The 18,597-nt window shown below is 40.0% G+C and carries 19 protein-coding genes and 5 pseudogenes; 10 read left to right on the forward strand and 14 right to left on the reverse strand.

Translation table 11 applies throughout. From position 1 onward, the window contains the following. Window positions 1-734: 734 nt before the first annotated feature. Window positions 735-1,997: pseudogene (locus tag ACFFRD_RS00995) on the forward strand (ISLre2 family transposase); the annotation flags it as partial. Window positions 1,998-2,072: 75 nt separating this feature from the next. Here ACFFRD_RS00995 and ACFFRD_RS01000 read toward each other — a convergent pair. Then, window positions 2,073-3,548 carry an IS5 family transposase gene (locus tag ACFFRD_RS01000; RefSeq protein ID WP_392475925.1) on the reverse strand — a complete coding sequence of 492 codons (1,476 nt, stop codon included), beginning with the start codon at window positions 3,546-3,548 and terminating at the stop codon, window positions 2,073-2,075. Window positions 3,549-3,698: 150 nt separating this feature from the next. On the opposite strand from ACFFRD_RS01000, the pseudogene ACFFRD_RS01005 reads away from it, so the two are divergent. Beyond that, window positions 3,699-3,899: pseudogene (locus ACFFRD_RS01005) on the forward strand (ISLre2 family transposase); the annotation flags it as partial. A gap of 306 nt (window positions 3,900-4,205) precedes the next feature. Further along, window positions 4,206-4,397 carry a hypothetical protein gene (locus ACFFRD_RS01010; RefSeq protein WP_340096511.1) on the forward strand — a complete coding sequence of 64 codons (192 nt, stop codon included), beginning with the start codon at window positions 4,206-4,208 and terminating at the stop codon, window positions 4,395-4,397. 98 nt (window positions 4,398-4,495) lie between these two features. Here ACFFRD_RS01010 and ACFFRD_RS01015 read toward each other — a convergent pair whose 3' ends face one another. From ACFFRD_RS01015 to ACFFRD_RS01025, 3 genes are all read right to left on the reverse strand, one after another. After that, window positions 4,496-4,822, reverse strand: coding sequence for a hypothetical protein (locus ACFFRD_RS01015; protein WP_340096512.1), 327 nt, complete (start codon window positions 4,820-4,822; stop codon window positions 4,496-4,498). Window positions 4,823-5,090: 268 nt separating this feature from the next. Then, window positions 5,091-5,780, reverse strand: coding sequence for a hypothetical protein (locus tag ACFFRD_RS01020; protein WP_392475926.1), 690 nt, complete (start codon window positions 5,778-5,780; stop codon window positions 5,091-5,093). 2 nt (window positions 5,781-5,782) lie between these two features. Further along, the gene (locus ACFFRD_RS01025; protein WP_392475927.1) at window positions 5,783-6,250 is read right to left on the reverse strand and encodes a hypothetical protein; all 468 of its coding nucleotides are present in this window, start codon (window positions 6,248-6,250) and stop codon (window positions 5,783-5,785) included. 195 nt (window positions 6,251-6,445) lie between these two features. Between ACFFRD_RS01025 and ACFFRD_RS01030 the strand changes: the two genes are divergently transcribed. The 4 genes from ACFFRD_RS01030 (at window position 6,446) to ACFFRD_RS01045 (ending at window position 7,836) form a co-directional block, all read left to right on the forward strand. Then, window positions 6,446-6,769, forward strand: coding sequence for a metalloregulator ArsR/SmtB family transcription factor (locus ACFFRD_RS01030; RefSeq protein ID WP_334701572.1), 324 nt, complete (start codon window positions 6,446-6,448; stop codon window positions 6,767-6,769). A 20-nt stretch (window positions 6,770-6,789) separates the two neighbouring features. Beyond that, window positions 6,790-7,269, forward strand: a complete 480-nt coding sequence (locus ACFFRD_RS01035) for an SRPBCC domain-containing protein (protein ID WP_242056000.1) — start codon at window positions 6,790-6,792, stop codon at window positions 7,267-7,269. Between the two features lie 116 nt (window positions 7,270-7,385). Next, window positions 7,386-7,523, forward strand: coding sequence for a hypothetical protein (locus tag ACFFRD_RS01040; RefSeq protein WP_392475928.1), 138 nt, complete (start codon window positions 7,386-7,388; stop codon window positions 7,521-7,523). A 127-nt stretch (window positions 7,524-7,650) separates the two neighbouring features. Further along, a complete protein-coding gene (locus ACFFRD_RS01045; RefSeq protein ID WP_392475929.1) occupies window positions 7,651-7,836 on the forward strand; it encodes a hypothetical protein in 186 nt (61 codons plus the stop codon). Window positions 7,837-7,904: 68 nt separating this feature from the next. Here ACFFRD_RS01045 and ACFFRD_RS01050 read toward each other — a convergent pair whose 3' ends face one another. From ACFFRD_RS01050 to ACFFRD_RS01065, 4 genes and pseudogenes are all read right to left on the reverse strand, one after another. Then, entirely contained in the window at window positions 7,905-9,014 is a 1,110-nt protein-coding gene (locus ACFFRD_RS01050) for a DUF2278 family protein (RefSeq protein WP_392475930.1), read from the reverse strand. 78 nt (window positions 9,015-9,092) lie between these two features. Next, window positions 9,093-9,431, reverse strand: a complete 339-nt coding sequence (locus tag ACFFRD_RS01055) for a reverse transcriptase N-terminal domain-containing protein (RefSeq protein ID WP_392475931.1) — start codon at window positions 9,429-9,431, stop codon at window positions 9,093-9,095. A gap of 624 nt (window positions 9,432-10,055) precedes the next feature. Beyond that, a pseudogene (locus ACFFRD_RS01060) lies at window positions 10,056-10,187 on the reverse strand (IS4 family transposase); the annotation flags it as partial. 17 nt (window positions 10,188-10,204) lie between these two features. Continuing rightward, window positions 10,205-11,065, reverse strand: a complete 861-nt coding sequence (locus ACFFRD_RS01065; protein WP_392475932.1) for a hypothetical protein — start codon at window positions 11,063-11,065, stop codon at window positions 10,205-10,207. A gap of 318 nt (window positions 11,066-11,383) precedes the next feature. Between ACFFRD_RS01065 and ACFFRD_RS01070 the strand changes: the two genes are divergently transcribed. Beyond that, window positions 11,384-11,647 (forward strand): hypothetical protein, encoded by a 264-nt coding sequence (locus tag ACFFRD_RS01070; RefSeq protein WP_392475933.1) that lies wholly within the window; start codon window positions 11,384-11,386, stop codon window positions 11,645-11,647. Window positions 11,648-11,705: 58 nt separating this feature from the next. Here ACFFRD_RS01070 and ACFFRD_RS01075 read toward each other — a convergent pair whose 3' ends face one another. The 5 genes and pseudogenes from ACFFRD_RS01075 to ACFFRD_RS01095 form a co-directional block, all read right to left on the reverse strand. After that, window positions 11,706-12,863 (reverse strand): patatin-like phospholipase family protein, encoded by a 1,158-nt coding sequence (locus ACFFRD_RS01075; protein WP_392475934.1) that lies wholly within the window; start codon window positions 12,861-12,863, stop codon window positions 11,706-11,708. A gap of 179 nt (window positions 12,864-13,042) precedes the next feature. Continuing rightward, window positions 13,043-14,443 (reverse strand): Dyp-type peroxidase, encoded by a 1,401-nt coding sequence (locus tag ACFFRD_RS01080; protein WP_392475935.1) that lies wholly within the window; start codon window positions 14,441-14,443, stop codon window positions 13,043-13,045. A 26-nt stretch (window positions 14,444-14,469) separates the two neighbouring features. Then, entirely contained in the window at window positions 14,470-15,366 is an 897-nt protein-coding gene (locus ACFFRD_RS01085) for a hypothetical protein (protein WP_392475936.1), read from the reverse strand. Window positions 15,367-15,408: 42 nt separating this feature from the next. Further along, the gene (locus ACFFRD_RS01090; RefSeq protein ID WP_392475937.1) at window positions 15,409-15,537 is read right to left on the reverse strand and encodes a hypothetical protein; all 129 of its coding nucleotides are present in this window, start codon (window positions 15,535-15,537) and stop codon (window positions 15,409-15,411) included. A gap of 867 nt (window positions 15,538-16,404) precedes the next feature. Next, window positions 16,405-17,218: pseudogene (locus tag ACFFRD_RS01095) on the reverse strand (transposase); the annotation flags it as partial. Between the two features lie 181 nt (window positions 17,219-17,399). Between ACFFRD_RS01095 and ACFFRD_RS01100 the strand changes: the two are divergent. Then, the gene (locus tag ACFFRD_RS01100) at window positions 17,400-17,906 is read left to right on the forward strand and encodes a hypothetical protein (RefSeq protein ID WP_392475938.1); all 507 of its coding nucleotides are present in this window, start codon (window positions 17,400-17,402) and stop codon (window positions 17,904-17,906) included. 294 nt (window positions 17,907-18,200) lie between these two features. Here ACFFRD_RS01100 and ACFFRD_RS01105 read toward each other — a convergent pair. Next, window positions 18,201-18,360: pseudogene (locus ACFFRD_RS01105) on the reverse strand (IS701 family transposase); the annotation flags it as partial. Between the two features lie 57 nt (window positions 18,361-18,417). Here ACFFRD_RS01105 and ACFFRD_RS01110 point away from each other — a divergent pair. Then, window positions 18,418-18,582, forward strand: a complete 165-nt coding sequence (locus tag ACFFRD_RS01110; RefSeq protein ID WP_392475939.1) for a hypothetical protein — start codon at window positions 18,418-18,420, stop codon at window positions 18,580-18,582. The last annotated feature ends 15 nt before the right edge of the window (window positions 18,583-18,597 follow it).

Genomic DNA, 18,597 nt, shown 5'->3' on the forward strand with positions numbered 1-18,597 from the left:
GCTAAGATTAGTAGTAGCTTGAGCTAATTCTTATTGATAGAGACGTTACCCACAACAGCTTCAAAGCATTCCACAATATCTGAATATTGTTACAAAGCCTTGCTCTTGTATTCTTCATCTCTTAGAAAGTTAAAAATCAAATTTTTTTACAATATAAACTTCTCATTAGAGAAAAATGTTAGCAAGTGAAAATCATGATTATAATATTGAATTTAAGTTGTAGGAGAGTAAATATCGAATTAAATAAAACGTCAATTCTTGATTTAACAAGGGTTTTGGCCAGTATTAAGCTTTAAAGTCCTGAGAAAACTCGATTAACTCTCAGCGATACCCCAAAAAGGCATATCTGCTGTGTGACTTATGCCTTAAGCAGGATGATATTAAGCTTCAGCAACGGTATTAGTAACGGCTGTCGAAGTAGCAGAAGATTTGACCAAGAATGAGCAGAGCGATCGCCTTTGAACTACACTTTGCCCTAAAAAAATCTAGCGACGTGTACATATTTAAAGTTAGTGTCCCTCGGGAGCAATGCGGTTTCGTCAGATCCAGTAAAAAACAAGCGATCGCTAAATCATTATCCCAGTAGTATAAATAAATTTATACTTTTTAAGTAGTATTAACACTTAAAAATAGAAGATGAGTTTGAGTCATAACTTGCAAGACTCTCTTTTTTGAGCCAAAAAAGCTAGGATTCCCTTTGAGCAAGAATTTAGAGATAGGGATTATCTACCTTAATGGAAAAAAATATATGTGCAACTTTAGATTTGAGTAAATCATTATCAGACTTTTCTTCGCAGGTAACAAAATATTTAGAATTGACGAACATCACGGAATGGAATGGAAAAATTCTTAAAGAAAGAGAAGAAAAAATTAGAGAAATTGCACTTATTTTAGCTGGACAGTGTATTGCAATTTTGTTGTATAACCTCTCTCAATCTCAGTCAGCTAATCAAACAGCTATGATTCAAACGAGAAGCTGGTGGGATACTAAGATGCAAAAACATGGTTATAGAAAACGCCAAATCTTAACAGTTGGAAACGTTTTATTCACTCTAAAATTACCATATATGGTAATAAAAAAGTCAACAAAGACTACAAATAAAATGTCTCTTCAGGGATTTTCTCCCTTGTTAAAGTGGTTGGGGATGTCAGAAGGATTAACCCCGTTAGTATGGTCAACAGTTGCTCAATATGGTGCAATCACTAGCTCATTTGAAGCCGCCTGCACAACTTTAACTGGTTGGGGAATTGATCTTAGTTTAAAGCGAATTGAGCGTTTGACATACAAATTTGGTCAAACTGGCATCAACTTGCGTCAATCTAAAATCTTAAATCGCCAATCAGGGAATTTAGTTGAAGGTAATATTCTTAAAGACCAAAGAGTTGTCATCGCTGTAGATGGTGGTCGGAGTCGAATCCGAATTAATAAAAAGGGGAGAAAAAATTCCAAAACCAAGCGACACGGCTTTATCGGCAAATGGGTTGAGCCAAAATTATTCACAATTTATGTTGTTGATGAGCAAGGTAAAAAAATAAATAGTTCTGAAATTCCTATTACGAATGATGGCACTTATGAAGGATATAAGGCGCTTTTAGAGATTTTAGAAGCGGATTTAGTTGACTTGGGAATTAGTCAAGCAAAACAAGTATTATTAATTGGGGATGGAGCAGAGTGGATCTGGATACATATTCCCCCACTTTTGGCAAGATTAGGATGCCCAGTTGAAACTTATCAACTATTCGATTTTTATCATGTTACGGAAAATATAAAAGTATTTGCAGATGCGGCTTTTAATGAAGAAGCGCAGTCTAAAGAATGGTTTGTAAAAGTTAGGAAGAGTTTAAAAAAAGGTAAAGCCAAATCTTTAATCACCCAGATGGATGAGTTGATTGCTGTAGCTACTGGAGAGCGGTGTAAGATTATGGTAGTTAAGCGGAATTATATTTTAGATGCTTATCGTAAAGGGCGTTTAAATTACGATAAAGCAATAAATAGGGCTTGCTGAAAAAGTCAGAAACCGGCAGGAGAAGGATTGATTAGTTACTCAATAAGGGTTAATCATAACTGTGTCCTATCTGCTTGCTATCAAATTATAAGTATCAATAATATTAGACCGTATACTAGGTCTAATATTGAAAAATGGACACAAAAAAGTACACAAAAGCTGTGACATTTGAGTAGAAAGATTCATGACTAAAAAAGTAATAGCAATTGCAGTAACAGAAGTATGATTTAGTTTCGCCATCACTCTATCCAAGCCAAATCTTCTTTTAGCTTGTCCAAACTTACCCTCAATAGAATTACGAATTCCTTCGTCCTCTTTAGCTTGCTTCTTTTTTTCTTGACTCACAGTTTTTGGAGGTCTACCTAACGGAACTCCACTAATTCTAATACCTCGTTCTTTACACCAAGCTCGATTCTCTCTGGTGCGATAAATTTTATCAACATGAACGGATTCTGGATAATACCCAGTATAGTCTTTAAAAGATTCTATTTGTACTTTTAAGTCGGTTGATTCGTTAAAGTTATCCCAACTAATATGGTCTAAAAACACATAGCCATCAAAACAGCTAACCGACAATTTTGCCCCAAATTCCACGGTTTTACCGGCTTTACCTCGGACAATTGGACGAATATGTGGTTGACTTAAACTCACAATCCGGTCTTCAATACTCTGCTTTTTATTTTCATACATCCATAGTTGTTGACGATAAACTTCTGTTGCGACAAGCAACATCTTATATTGTCTATGACTTAAATTTACCAACCTGGACTCTAACAACACTAATTGCTCAATATGTGCTAAATTCCTTTTGATATATTGCAGTTGTTTTTTTATAGCTTTGCTTCTATCTTTTTGGGATGCTCGACGTTTTTTTGCTACTTCTAGATAATCTTTGCGTGCGACTTCTCGATAGGTTCTTGGCTTTTTACTTAATTGTTCTTTCACCTGTTCATACAGGAAGTCTATAATTTTTTCTGTTTGTTTTCTGGCTTGATTTAATAGCTCTAAATCTGTCGGATAACTGATATCTCCCGGCGCACAAGTCGCATCTAATATTAATTTCCCCCGATTTTTTGGCTCACTTCCTTCTTCTTCTGGTTCTGCTGTTTTTTTGGGAGTTGATTGAGATGAGGTTTTATCTAACATCTTCCTCACCATCTCTTGATTCACTTTGTTAACTAACTCCCCACTTATTCTTTCTCTAAAATGTACTAACATTGATGGGTTAAATGGCATGTCATTACTATATAATGACATCCCCAGAAAATACTGTAGATATGGATTCTCCCTTATTTGTTCTACTGTTTCTCTATCGCTTATCCCTAGCTTTTCTTTGATTATTAATGCCCCCAATGCCATCCGAAAAGATTTTGCTGGCGCTCCCATCTCTGGAGAGAATCCCGAAGAATATTCCGACTCAAATTCTTTCCAGGGTATTAAATCAGCCATAATTACCCAACGGTTATCTGATGATAACTTTCCTTCAAATGGAAGTTCAAAATTTTCTGGTGGAATTGGCGTTGATTCTTCTTTTCGGTACATTGTGACTAATGATACTCTATGTCATTTTTGACCACTGTGATGCAAGGATTTTGCACTATTTTACCCTCAACTCTTGCACCTGAATATATTTTTAGGCTCTAATAATCTAGAGACTGCCACCTTTTCTTTCTTTTTCAGCAAGCCCTAAATAAAAAACTCCCTATTGGTAGTGGTGCAATTGAGAGTTTAATCCGCCAAGTTGTAAATTTAAGAATCAAAGGAAACAGTAAATTCTGGTTGAAAGAAAATGCAGAAATTATGTTACATCTGCGTTGTCAATGGATAGCTAAAAGTTGGGATAATTTTTGTGCTTCCATTTTTAATTCCTTTATCAAATCCCAAACCGCTTGATAAATTTTATACTTTACTTCTACTCTCAACTTATTATTTGGTTTAATTAACACTAAGTATAAAAGACTGATTGTAGATATTTTGGTAACAATGGCCAAATGACTTGCTATTAATCTTTTTGAGATATCTCATCAAGATGAATTCTCACGACTATCAACATATATTTAGTAAATAAAGGCACTTCTTACTTAGATTTGATTTTTGCGATCGCTTGTTTTTTACTGGATCTGACAAAACCGCATTGCTCCCGTGTCCCTCTTGTAGCCAGAAGCTTTGGCTAGCTCCTTGAGGTTCTGCACAGCGCGAATGTGGAAAGTTAAAGTTTATACAGTGCTTTGTATGAATGGCAGTGTCCTAATTGTTTTTTATACCCCTGGGCATTGCTGGCAGTTTCGGATCATCAGTCGCACAGGTGGCATCTTTAGAGAGCAAAAAATTTATCATACTGCGGAAGCGGCGTTGACGATTGGGCTAGAGTGGTTGCGGGATGAACGTTGAAGAGTGCTGATCCGATCCAAGGTAAGCATTAGTGGCAAGAGCAATCGCTTTATGTGAAGGTGACTTGCTTGAAATTTACCCTCATGTGCGATCGCATCTCAAGAATGATTTCGAGTTAACTGTAGCAAGATAGCTTCAAGACTTTGTAGTGCTGCATTTGTGGTGCGTTGGTGTTCTTGAAAGTCCTGACGATGCTCTTCAAAGTTGCGCTGATGTATTTCAAAGTTGCGCTGATGTTCTTCATGAGAGTCGCGTAATTCAAGTAGTACATCGTCCAAAATTGCACTCCTGGCTAATACACGATTTACATTTTCGGTAAGTGAGTCTAACTGCTGTTGAGTGTTGGCTTGTCGTTCGGCAAGCCCTAGCATTATTTGTTCAATGCGGTCTAGTCTGCTTGGGAAGTACTCAGGCGTGTCGGTCATTTTAGGTTAAGCTTAGTCTTCTATAAAAGATTATATAAAGTTGTGACCTTTGTCCGCTCGTTATTTTAGCAACAGTTATCGGACTGAAAAGCCTTCCATGCTTTAGACCGCTAATTTTGCACTCGAAGAAAAGTACAACACAGCGCGATTGCTAATGAGCCACTCCGCCGCACCTCTATTATCGCTCAATAAAAACCTCCAGGTTTTGGAGCTTTTTTTCTTTCTAAGATTACGATTGAACCCAATCAAGATAAGAAATTTACAAAATTTAAACAAGGTTGCTGGTAGTAATTGGAGAACTTTTTACCCAAATATTCCGACTGTTATAAAAATCACCGCGCTGTTCTAGTGTAAACCCACCCAGCAATAGTCCTAACCATACTTCTACCATCGGCATTTGCAACACACGTTGCAGTTTAACTAAAGAAATCTCATCTTTGACATTTATCAAGTAGTTAGCGATCGCTCTCTGCCATTTTTCCACATCCTCATCTGATGCCAAATTGCGGACATCTTCTAAAGTTGTCACCTCATCAAGCATTGCCAAAACATTCGCTTTCTCAACAGGTGCTGCTACAGAATCACCCGATTCAGTAGGAGATGAAAATTGGTGTGGGCCATGTGGTTTAAAGGTTTGTGGTGTTTGCGGTTCAATCAAATCATCTAAATCTAGGTGCATTGTTGTCCGCACTAGACCAGCAAAGAGATCGGTGCTAACAACTGGCCCTAAAAGACTATTGCGATCACGGGTATCTTGCAACAGCACTTCCGCACGAGACTTAAGAATATCTGCAATTTGACTGAAGGCAAGCGCTGCGGTTGATAACTGTGCCTCCAAGGGTAAACTTTCTAGCTCGGCATCCAAACAATCCCACATAGCATCAAGGGAAGAAGTTGGTGGAGACTCGGACAACTCATCAAGCACATCCCAAATTGTTAATTGACGATATGTGGTCATCTCTAAGATTGTGGATGCAAGGGGCAAGGCCGCACTGGGCAGTAACTTGAGGTAATTTCAAACATATCCTTATATTGATAGAGCGAAACACCATATTGTTTCGCAAACGCCTGCAACACCTGATCTGTATAGGCGCGGATCTTACCAGCCGTTAGCCCAAAACAGTGAATTGGTTCTAAGCGACAAATAGGCTGTTGCCCCAGCCAGAGTTCTGCGCCCAAGGCGTGCAATGGTTTATCCCCTGATTCTTTATACAAATACAGCACTGCAAAATATGTTGCTGGTGGTTCGACTGTTACTGAATCAATTTCTGCTGAATTATTCTGGGAGCGGTGGCGGTAAAACGAACGGCGATTATGACAGACTTTGGGATTCCAACACCCGTCCCCTTGTGGCCCATGCAGTAGTTTTGCTTGAGTTGTTGGTAATTTGGAGCATAGCTGACACTTGGAGTCTAACGGTTTCGGCATAGTCTACTCTGTTTCCTCTTCACTAATCGCACGATAGTCGGCAGCGATGCCTATCGCGGCGATCGCCTGGAAGCACAGTGGAAGTAACACCCAAAATTGTATGTGACTTCAGGTAGAAATTGCCCAAGACAGAAGGTAAAAGTTGTCCGTGTTGTCACTTGACACGATCTGTATGTTTGGATATCATTCAACTATATGGTTGAATCAAATGTAGCCCTTGATAAAATTTTTGCTGCTCTGGCTGATGTGACGCGGCGAGACATTCTGAAGCGGGTATCAACAGCAGAACATACGATCGGCGAATTAGCACAACCCTATGCGATGTCTTTTGCAGCGATCGCAAAGCACATCAGTGTATTGGAGAAAGCCGGACTAATTACCAAGCATCGAAGTGGTAAGGAGAAAGTTATTCAGATTCAGCCGAAAACTCTCAAAGTAGCCGCAGCGTATCTGGGCGAGTATGAAAAAATCTGGAGTGCCCGCTTTGATGCTCTGGAAAAACTACTAGAAGATCGATAACAAAGTAGCAGGAGGGTAGTATGGCACATCTAACAGTAACAGTTCCAGAAAATTCACAAAATATCTTCGGTACTGTCACAATCAAGGCTTCGTTAGAAAAGGTATTTGAAGCATATACCAAAGAGGAACTGTTTGCTACTTGGTGGTGTCGCGGCAATCCAATGAAAGTATATCACTTCGATTGTCAAGACGGCGGCAGTTGGCACATTGCTGAACAATCAGAAGACGGTCACGAGTATGAGTTTACTGGCTGTTTTCATGAAGTCGCTCTAGATAAACGAATCGTGCAGACATTTGAATTCTTGGGGATGCCGGAACGTGGGCATGTCATGCTGGAAAAAGCTGAGTTTGTCGCAATTGACGAACATACAACTGAGATTCGTACCCATAGCACAGCAATGAGCCAGTCAGACCGTGACGGCATGGTTGCCAGCGGCATGGAAAGCGGCTGGCGGCAGTCCGTTGAAGCTCTGGGCAAGCTTTTAGAACCAAACGATTAATTGCAATTGCGATGGCTACGCCGACCAAAGGTACGCGGTATCCAATTGATTTAATTGTGGAATATTCTGTCAGCTAAAATCCAGAAAGTGTATCCTTGTAGTAAAAGCAAACGTCTATGCAAGTTACATTTGACTTACCTGATGAAGTTGTCAATCAGCTTCAACCCTTTGCAGACAAAGGCATCACCGTGCCAAAAAAGGTTTTTTGTACGCTAAGAAAATTTCAAGTGTTTGAAACGACGATTTTTCGTTAAATCTAGATCAAAACTAGCAGCATAACCATAGTAATTTCACAAAAATGATGGTAGAAAGCAAGTCTTGAAAAGCTTGCTCCGTCTGGGTTTCATCCTTAGCATACAAATTATCTCTTTTGGTACGGTGATGCCTATTTCTATTGCAGCCGAAAGTCCCCGCCGCGTTGCCGAAGTGCTAGCAGAAATTTGGCAAGGTATGGCAGTTCAATGCTCTCATACTTTCCCTACTAGCAGTTACATAGCATTTGCAGGCGACGAGTATGGCAAGCTTTTTCTCCGTTTTTTGATAAAAACAGCGATTTTATTTCTGTAACTCCTTAATGGCAAGCCTTTCAAGCTTTACCTGGCAGCAAAATATATCTTGGCTACTTTTACCTCTAGTTAAGCTCCGAATACAATAGTGACCCCTTCTGTGTGAGCCTGCTGTGCTGTGTAACTAACACCGTGGATCTTGACACCCCGATTATTCAGTAGGGTGATGATCCCACCTGAGTTAGACAGTTGCATTGGCATCTCTACGGAAACTTGAAGCGTTCCGCCCTTTGGTATGGAGCCAGAAAGTGGCATCTTGTTTTTTTGTTTGTCAGCGAGGAACCATCCGGTTAAATCAACTACTTGAGTGGTGGTATTGAGTAATGTTACTGTCTCTGCTTCCGGTGCAGGACCAACGGGGTTGACCATTGCGGCAATAATCCGCACTTGGAAATCTGGGTCATGTCCGGGAGTCATCGGGTTTCCGCCTCCATGAGTACCATGAGCAATGGGTCCACCACTCTGTCCACTGCCTGGTCCAAGGTTGTCGCCCTCTCCGCTGATGGCGTGTCCCGTTAAATCATCTGTGTGCCAACTTTGAGACTGAAACTTCGTGAAGTAAGCTATATAGCGGTTCTCAGGAGCATAGTAGAAGATCAAGCCGCCATCTTGGTATACCCCATCTTCGTGAGCATGATCCCCAGTCAGATCGCCTTGGTTCATATGGATGTCATGGACTCCGTTACCTGGTCTGAACCCAAATACTTTGTCCTTAATCGGTTCGTCGATCCACGGTTCACCAAAAGCATAGACCAAACTTTCTTCATCTCCAGCTAGATCGGTAATCAGGTCGTCAATGCGCTCGTTAAGGTCGTTGTGGGCACCCTCAAGATAACCAGGAAAAATCTTCATCTTCGTTCGGTCAAAGAGGTTCATGCGGATAAAGTCAAGGGTGATTCCGAAGTCCTTGCGCTCGGCCGCGGTGGCATTGGGCTGAAATATCTTACGTCCGAGAGGCAGGGCTTTGAGAGCGGTGATGATGGGATGCTGATAATTTTCATCAAGGAAGAACCACAAATCTTTACCAAAGTTCTTGGCATTTGAGCGAACATTGATAGCGATCCGATAGTCTTTCTCATCATCAACAACATGAACGGAATAGTGATCCTTACCAGGCTTGGCAGGGACACCACTGATCACATGGCCTTTTAGAACTGCATAACCTTTTTGAAGAGGCATTTTGATAATTCTCCAAATGTAATTGTAGCATTCGTGAGAGGTTAAGGTCGGATACCATTTGTCAATAAGCAAGAGTACTCAAAATATAACTGAAAACCAGGGTTGGAAACACAATTTTTGAGCAGGCGATCGGTTTACTCTTTGTTCGGGAGTGAGTACAATCTGAGCATCTATGCCCGCCGTATTTTTCCCCTGGTTTTCCTGGGTGATTCGTCGCACAGATAATAGCAGGTTGGAGAAACTGCGTATCATTAGTTTCATCAGGCTTCTGACCCGATTCCACTGTTGGTTTTTAGTTGCACGATAAATTCTCTGTCTTAAGTTCCTGACACGCTTTTTTGTGAGCCGCCAGTTAATGTCAGCCCAGTTTTGAAGCGGTTTTCTTGTTCCGATGTCCAGTTGGACTCTATCTTTCACAATGAATTCGGTTCTTTTTACCTTGATTTATCGTTGAAGACCTACCGGAAGTCTGCCGTTTTTCAACGTGGCGCAAAGCTTGAACCCTTATTCCCCGCCTGAACTGGGACATTCGCTTTTTCCGGTATCCTTTACCCACTAGATAGTTGTGCGTTCCTTGCGGTTCTCCTACTCTGCTATAAGTTGCAGAGAATCCATTGGGCTTACTGTAGTTTCGAGTGTAAGAGAAGCGTCCGGGTCGGGTTCCGCCTTATACTCCGAGGGGGTTTTAGTCTGTCGTGTAACGAAATAGCGAGCCGTTGCACTACCCCTGTACCTTTTGGTTGTAAGTGTATCAGCCTGATTTCACTTATTGGCAAATGACGAAGCTTCCTTAACGGTTCATTTTCATTAACCCTGTCGGACTTCCCCTTGCCCATTCCCAGTTTTAGGCTGCCAGGTTTGGTTTCTTTCGTGGTCTGCATTCCACTGGTTTCATTACTTACTACCAGTGGGACCGGAGTCAATGACTCTTTTACGTGGGGACAGTGGGACAGACTCCACTGGGAGAGTTGGCTCTCCACTCATTTTGTAAGGATTCATTTCATCCTTTAACACTCAACTTCTACATCGCACCGCTATATTTACCCCTAAATCTTGATTTTCTTTGGCTGCAAAGTACTTAATAGGGTCAACGGCTGTGCCTTTGTCATAGGCAACACTAAAATGATAAAGACCTCGGAAAATCATCTCTAGAGAAATTCGGTCGAATGGCAGTTGCTATACTAGTTTTTCTACTCTTGCAGTTCATTAGCAAAATACTCTAAGACAAGCCGAGTTTTAGTTTCTTGAACACCCGTTGGGTCAAGCTTATTGTCCTTTAGATAATGCATGAACTCCTCTTGAGCCACCTGTGCGTGCTTTGGCTGAACTCGAATGGATAACTCAAGAAGCTGTCTGCCGTCAGGTATGTGCCAACGTTCACAACGAATCGGATAAGTCAAACTGCCACCAAGCTTTGGCTTCCAGCGAAAAGCTTTAACTGGACCAACTACTTGCAAATTATTAAGGTGAATTTCAATTTGAGCACTTGTCTTCAGAAAATGTTCCTGTTGCTCAGAAAAGAGTTTGTCTAGTGAGCGCTTATCTTCGAGCGTCTCTTCAATTTCACCTTGTTTCTGCTCGGTGGTGAAGGATGCAGATTCGATTCGGCGATCGCCTACCCAATCTCCTTCAATTTTGAACCCCTCTATTCCTCGCCATTCTGAAGAAATCTGTGACGAAACAGGACGAAGCTTTACGGTAGAATCATCTGGGTTGTCCTGGTTTTTACGAAGGCGCAAAATAATGCCATGCTCGAATAGTTGAAGTTTTCCAGTTGTGCGGAATGTTTGAATATTCTCACAGAAGTAAATTTTACGTTTCTCTGACTCATCTTGTTTCAGTTTAAACAAATCTTCTGCAACCTTGATTTGTTCTGGTTTGATTGTCACCTTAATTTCAACCGCGTCAAGTTGCTCCAATGAGTTACTCATGTTTTTAGTCACTACTATATAAATTGCCGCTAAATCTAGTACCTTAATGTCAAGTCGGTATTGAGCCGAGATATGACCAAAACCCACACTTCGGCTCTGAAAAGGCTCATTGCTTGTCACCTTTAGCACCCGATTGCAATTACTTTACCGTATCTGCTGTGCTGTTTCTTAAATCCTTTACCAGTAAGCCTTTCGAGACTTAACGGGAAAAGTCAGATTGATGGTCTTGATGTTTTGACTGTGCAAACCATTCTCTCAGAAGTTGGATTAGACCCCAAACGATTTCCTACTGTTAAGCACTTTACCTCATAGTTGGGTTTATGCCCTGGTCAAAAAATCACTGGTGGTAAAGTCAAAAGTTCTCAGACTCGTCGAGTTGTTAATCGCGCCGCTTCGGATGGCTGCTTTTTCTCGCTTCTCAAAGCCGTTCTGCTTTAGGTGCTTTTTACAGGCGCTTACGATCGCGCTTGGGTGCCCCAAAAGCCATCACCGCCACTGCCCACTTTCTTGGCTCGCTTGTTCTACCAAATGTGGGCAACTGCTGGACAATATACCGATCCTGGTATGGACTACTATGAGCAAAAATACCAAGAAATGATTCTCAAAAATCTCAGGAACAAAGCTCATGCTCAAGGTCTTGAAATTGTCCCAATTTCTCCAGAGCAGCAAAATACTCTATCCTCTCCTACCCTTGATACATAAGCTTTACGCACAGTGTTTCTTCAGAGAGGGTTATGCAGGACAGTCGCATAGTGAGTTTTTATCTGATTCTTACCTCCTTTAAAATATTGCATAAATTTTCAAAATCTTTGTTTCTATCTTTAATAATCTGTTTAGCGAGAGATTCTAATCTTCCAATATTTTGCTCGCTCACATCATCAATATTATCATTAGCTTCAGTTAGTAATGCTTGAAAGCGGAAAAACTGCTTGGGATTTCCCTCAGATTCAGGTAATAATTGTTCAAGCTGGCAACTGACTGATTCACTCTGTCCATCAAAAACAATATTTAGAATTGGTTCTACCCAGCTAAGTAATCCCCAATTTTTTATATGATTATAAAAGTATTTACGAGTTAATGAACCTGTTCCCAATGAAACAACTAAAATATTATCTAGAGATAGTCGCTCCCTCTGAGATTTCTGATAAGAAATTATTGCCTCCATAATCGCTAAAGAGGTTGGATTATTCGCAAATATACCACCATCGATTAATGAATAGTAATCATTCTCTTGATTATTAGGATTTAAATGAAATTTGGGTTTAGGAACTAAATATGGAGCAAAGTAAGTCGGAGCGGCTGAAGTCGCCATTGCTGCTTGTACCATAGTAAACTCTTTGCAAATCTTTCGGAAATTGGTACCTAGTTTTTCAGAATGAGCGTTACTAGTAAAGAAAATAGGTGTTCGTAATTCAGTATCATAACTAGGAATCATTACTTCTTTTAGAGCTTGATTAATAGGAGTTTCTCCTAAAAAGCGTTCTAAGACTTTTTCTCTCCCCGTAGATGAAAACTTAGGGCCTTTTAAACTATTAACATCAATTTCTGGTAAATGAAGAGGTTGTGGAAAATGTTTTGAAAATTCTTGAAACTGTTTAAATATTAATTCTAACATTTTATCTACAACTGTTTCTTGTTCATTAAAGATGTATTTTCCTTCATCCTTATAGAGATTAACTAAATCCTCAGCACTGTATTGAGATTTAGATTGACTAGATTGACTAGGTTTGTCTAAACTTTGATAAGGCTTTGTGAGACCTAGAGCTAATATTCCTCCTGTAGATGTGCCAGCAATAAGATCGAACATCTCAAAAATTTGCATACTAGTGCGTCTTTCAATCTCAGCCAGAATTACTGCTGGAATAATGCCTCGAATTCCTCCACCATCAATCGACAAGATTCTATATTTATTAGACATACTGTCCTCCTTTACACGATGATAAATTCTTAGCTCAAACTTTAAATCTCATGAAAAAGGTTATCAGCATAGTTGAGTTGTTCTTTCGTCTCACAAGTGTTAACACCGTGTATGAATAGTATGTAATCTGTGTTCATTGCGCCTCATCTTTTTTGTCCAATTATTGATTTCCTAGAAAATCAGATTAGTACTGACTGCAAAGAGGCTATGTATTTCAGTGCAGTGATGCTGGGAAGGAAGCAATAAGCGCCCCCTCTGGTTGTCACGAACTGAGAAAAACCCTTGATAGTTTTGGCTCCCTCTTCAGTGGGAATCACGAATTTGCTTTCTTCTGGAGTGTTATTGCCTATCATCGGATCTTTAGTTCTGTCTAGACCGGCGGTAAAAATGCCATCATTAACCCATTGAGTCATGATAAATTCAAACTGGTCAAGGAGACTAACGCAAATAAACATACCTAGAGTGCCGCGTTCGATGTCGTCATTGGGAACAGCAGGATCGTAGGGTGGGCCATAAGACAACCCCCGCCGAACAAGCCGATGCAAGTGACCGCCATTACCTGCCACCTTTTCACTACGAGGATTAGTACGACGGATATGTGCGCCAATGGGACAGCGATCGCCTCTTTTATCGTCAAAGTTATGCCGATCATCACTCGAACTTACATAATCAAAATTGTTCATTTGATTGGGCGCGATCGGTATTTGGGGTTCGTCAGTTTCAGGAGAAAGAACAAGTGGTACACCGTTACGCCATCGACCGCAGACTTTGGCCGCTAACTTTTCTACACTCATGCCAATTTTAGAAGCATTTTCTTGGAGAAATTTTTCAAAACCGTCAACGTCTTGCTGGAGGATACGAAAAGCCACAAAACTACCGTTAAACCCCAACTCATGGGGTGTAGGAATAGGGAAAGTAAAACCAGGATGTTGGCTGGGATAACCCAAAAGAAATTCTCCAGCAGGTGCAGGGGGTAGTGGGCTGGCAAAGTCCGGTGGTGGCCCACCCTCAATGGTTGGCTGTGAAAAACCATCCTTGAAGCCAAAATGAGTCCTACCATCAGGCAAGGCGTTCCCGTCATGATGAGATAACTCAGTCAGGGCGTTTTGCTGTGTAAATAAGGCTCGTAGTGTCATTGTCACCGACTCTAATACATGGCTGCTTTGGGCAAACAGAGTCAGAAGTATATGAGCTTCGGGGGTGCCTAACTTGCCTTTCCAGTTCTCTGGTGCGCTAGCTCCAGTGTCGCCGACCTTTTCTGCTCTAGCAGCAGAGCCTTGAATAAACTCTTTTGGAAACGAACTCAAAGAATCATCTCTTAGTTTCAGTGCTTTTAAACCTTCATAGGTGAATCCAATGTTTAAGCAGTAATCAGGTTTGATGTTCGATGACGAAGCAGTAGTAATCTGAAGACTTGATGCAGAGTTTCCATTCACTAAGTTACCAATGAAATCCTTCGCTGCATCTGCACTATTGATGATTTGCAACACAAAATGACGTACAAGAGGCATTTTGTAAGTATTTAGAATTAAACCTTGGATATCGGGGAATTGGCTATCAGAGAGTTTGAGGTCGGTCATACAATGTCAGTGTTTGAGTGTTTTAACTAAATAAGAACCTTGTTAGCATTTTCTGCGATCGCCCGAATATCCAGCACAGTCAAACTAGGATAAGCGCTGTAAAACGGCTCAATTATGGGCATATTGTTACTCCTGACATGTTGAACAAACTCATCTGGGTAGGATTGCACAGGTAAAGGTGGAGCATTTTCCATGTAAGGTAGAACTTTGTTGAGTACATCCCCTATCTCTCTGACAAATTCTTTGGTATAAGTCTCAAAATCTCCATCATAGGAAGTGATAACAGCTAGTTTGGTATTGTTCTCCAAGAAAGCGAAACGAGCGAAATGAACAGTAGCAATTTTATTTAAGGCATCAGTAACAGGATGCTGTTGCAAAATCTGATTCAACTGCTCGTAGTCTTCAGGTGATTTGATTTTGAGAATAAAGGTTAAAGGGTTTTGCACAGGCTTTGAGGCATTTGCTTGTTCACTACCCGCCATATCAAGAATATTCAGCACTGTCAAATCAGGATAAGCGCTATAGAATGGTTCAATTATTGGCACATTGTTATCTCTGGTATATTGAAAAAACTCTTGACGATATTTTTGGACAGGTACAGGTGAGGCGTTTTCCATGTGTACAAGCAATTGATTGAATACATCTCCTATCTCGTTAATAAATTCGTTGATATAAAAATCAAAGTCCCCATCAAAGGTAGTAATAACAGCCAGTTTTGTGTTGTTCTCCAGAAAAACGAAACGAGCGAAATGAACACTAGTAATTTTAGTTAAAGCAACATGAATAGGGTTTTGCGTAGGTGGTAAACTCTGTATCTGCCGTAAAATTTGGTTCAACTGCTCATAATCTGCTTTTGACTTGATTTTCATGATCAATGTCAAAGGATTTTGTACGGGTTTTGATAAATTTGTTTGTACGTTCATGATTTTCTCTCCAAGTAGGTGTTGTTAGTTTACAAATTGTTTCTACAGACAAAAGTTGAAGCCATCTCCTGTGACGCTGACAATATACACCGCTAGAGTATTTGCCACTGTTTCCGCAGACGCGATCGCATAAATACCTTCGAGAGCGACATGGCTGATGCCTAAATACATTTAAGCTAAAAACTTCACATTTTTAATCAATGAAGTAATAAAACGTGTTTGTTAAAACTGCTTTACTTGCAGCAATTACTACCCCTATATTCTATTTTTGAATGCAAGTAAAGACAAAACTTTCAACAATCAAGATGTTGAATTATTCCTGTGATAATTTGCGTTTAATTCAACTTTTTACTCTAGGAAAACAATAATTAAAGCTATATCATGAAACTTTTACTCATTCAGTTTTCGAGCTTCTTTTTCCTGAGAGTAACTAAAATTTCTCAAAATATCCCGTCAGAGCAATCTGTCTTTGTACTTGAATTGAGTTGAACACCCTAAAATTCACCCGTTGAAATTCTCTGTTAGCATATTATTTCAATGCTATTTTTTGTGGACAGAAACAACTAACAAGTTATGAGTCACACCCACGATAATTTAGATGCTATTTACCAAGTTTATAGGGCGTTTATTCGCTGTTATTTCCGTATCCTACAGATGGGCTATAGTTTATCTTTAATCTTTGTTATTTTGTTGTTGTCGTCTTTAATAGTGCGTACTTAACTTTTCCTTTAGAGTACTAAATTTTAAGATCTAATCCTCTAACTAAAGTTAGAGAAAACTAATTTTCTTACTTAAAAATTTTACTCATACCATGTTCTGCTTCAGCAACACTCATATCTGATTTGCAAAGAAAATCTAAAGAAAGCTGAATCCGGCTGTATTCAGGTGATATCATAAAATACGGTTTTACTCATTATCTCCGAGTTGTCCTTTACATGTTGCGGCTCGCAATTATAAATGCTCTGGCTCGCAAACAAGGTAATTTCTGGCTCACATTATGGGTCTTGTCAGCTTTTGATACTGGTGGCGAAATATTTCTTAATCTAGTGACTGAGCCATAAGCTTTGCAAATTGCGAAGTTCGCGTGGTCGCTTGTGGGACACTGGACAGCCAGTGAAAGATGCGCTTGAAGTTAATTGCCGTTGCTATCATCAAATGTTGCAGATGAGTTTTCGCTAATCCAATGTATCGAGCATGGCGGAGTCCATGAGCGCGAATGCTTTCAGAGAGAGTTGCTTCAATTCCAGCCTGCCCTTGCATAGTCTGCTTTATAGTCGTCGGTCGTTGCTTGTTTTCGTGCGGCTTGCAATGCTTTGTACTGTGCTTCTTTCCGAAGTGTAACCAACCGTCGCTTTTCTTTGGTGCGAGTACATAGATGCAGGCTGGGACAATTGGCGCAGTCAGCTCGTGCAAACTTAATTTTAATCACCTCATTGTCTCGACCATCGATTGCAGGTGTCCAAGATGTAATCGTCTTACCTTCGGGGCAAACGGCAACAAGAAGTTGCCAATCGACTTTGAAATCGCTCGCTGCAAATCCTTTACCTGCTCTGGATTGCCAGCGTAGGTCTGAGCGGGTCGGCCCCAGCAATTGAACTTGATGCTGTTGTTGAGCAGTTACCAACAATTGGGCATCTAGATATCCCGTATCAACGATATGCTTACTGGGAAGCAAATCCTTGTTAGCAAGTGAAGTATGAATTGCTTCAGTCACATCACCATCAGCAATGGGTGCCGCTGTCGTCTCAACATTTGTAATCAGATGTAAGGAATTGGGTTCGCAAGTCTCACTCAAATGAACTTTGTATCCTACCCATGATGTTGTATTCTTTTTTGAATAGTGAGCATCTAGCGCTCTTTTATGTCTCTGGTGAGAGAAAAATGCTGTGATTTGCTGAGATTCTTGAAATTCCTTGAAGTCTGTGAACAATACAGGCGCTGCTATGTCGGAAATATTGGGATTTATCAAATATATCTGTGAAAAAACCAAGATATGGCAGATATTACAGTTAACATGATTAAGTAACAAAATCATGTTGAACGTGAATAAAAAAACTACTAAAAAAGCCTTAAACCCAAGCTGGGGAGGTTATAGAGAAAAATCTGGCAGAAAATCTACATGGAATCATAAACAAACGAGTACAATCCGTATACCAAAAGCTTTTGAGCAAGAATTAATGAGGTATGCACGATATTTAGACACAGGATTCATACTTGATAATGAAACAGAATCAATTGATTGGGACGATGATTTTGTGACTGAACCAAGATTGACTGTTCTAGATAGAATTACCGACGAGTTTGAATATGAAACAAAGTCAAGTTTAGAAGCAATAAATGCGCCCAGCACTACTGACCAACTTGAAATAGTGACAGAATCAAATTTGATAGCTCAACCCATGCCATCGTTCATGGATGCTATATTTTTAGCCAGAGAGATTGTTCAGCAAAAAAAGTGTGCGCGAATATCTTTAGCTAGATTCATATCTAAGTGTTATTTGACACCAGTCAATAGTGAATCCTTAAAAAGTTATCCTTGATCCATTTCATAGTTTACCCCGAATCCACGGTTATATAACCTTGAAATTGATTCATTATTTTTATCAGCTTCTGGAATCCCAACTGGAAGTTAGTATTAACAAAAACGGCTAACCACGGTTTGATTAGATTCCAGAATATATATGGTTGAATAATTAATCTTAAATTGTTCAAAGTAGACTTCCATCCCAAACTGAAATCCCACCATATATGGTTACTAAAATCTGCTGGTTCTATTGAAATTTGCGGTGAGATTGCTTCATTTTTGCTTTCGCTTTCCGATTTATTTCTAGCTTGAGCCTGTAAACTTACTAAAAAATAGGCACTCATAACTAGTTCCCACCATTTTTCTATTTGCTGGTAGTTCGTCAGTCTAAAATCAGCCCATCCCAACTCATTCTTCCCTTGTTTAAAGGCATACTCTACCCAATTACGAAATCCATAAAGATTTCCTAGTTTAGCAGCCATATCACTTTTTAAATCTGTTTTTACATACCATGTCTGATTTTTTGGTTGCAAAAGGAAACTATCAAACTCAGCCGCAAAACTATAGAGGCGATTGCTGACTGGTTGATTGCCAGCAGACGCACTAATGCTAAATCAAATGAGCCTCTGTTTGTGGCGCTGGTTGAACATTTTAAAGGAAATGCAAATTCTCTATCTCCACTAATTATTTAGGAAATTTCTTTTTTC

The sequence above is a fragment of the Nostoc sp. C110 genome, assembly GCF_043099725.1.
Classification (GTDB): Bacteria; Cyanobacteriota; Cyanobacteriia; order Cyanobacteriales; family Nostocaceae; genus Nostoc; species Nostoc muscorum_A.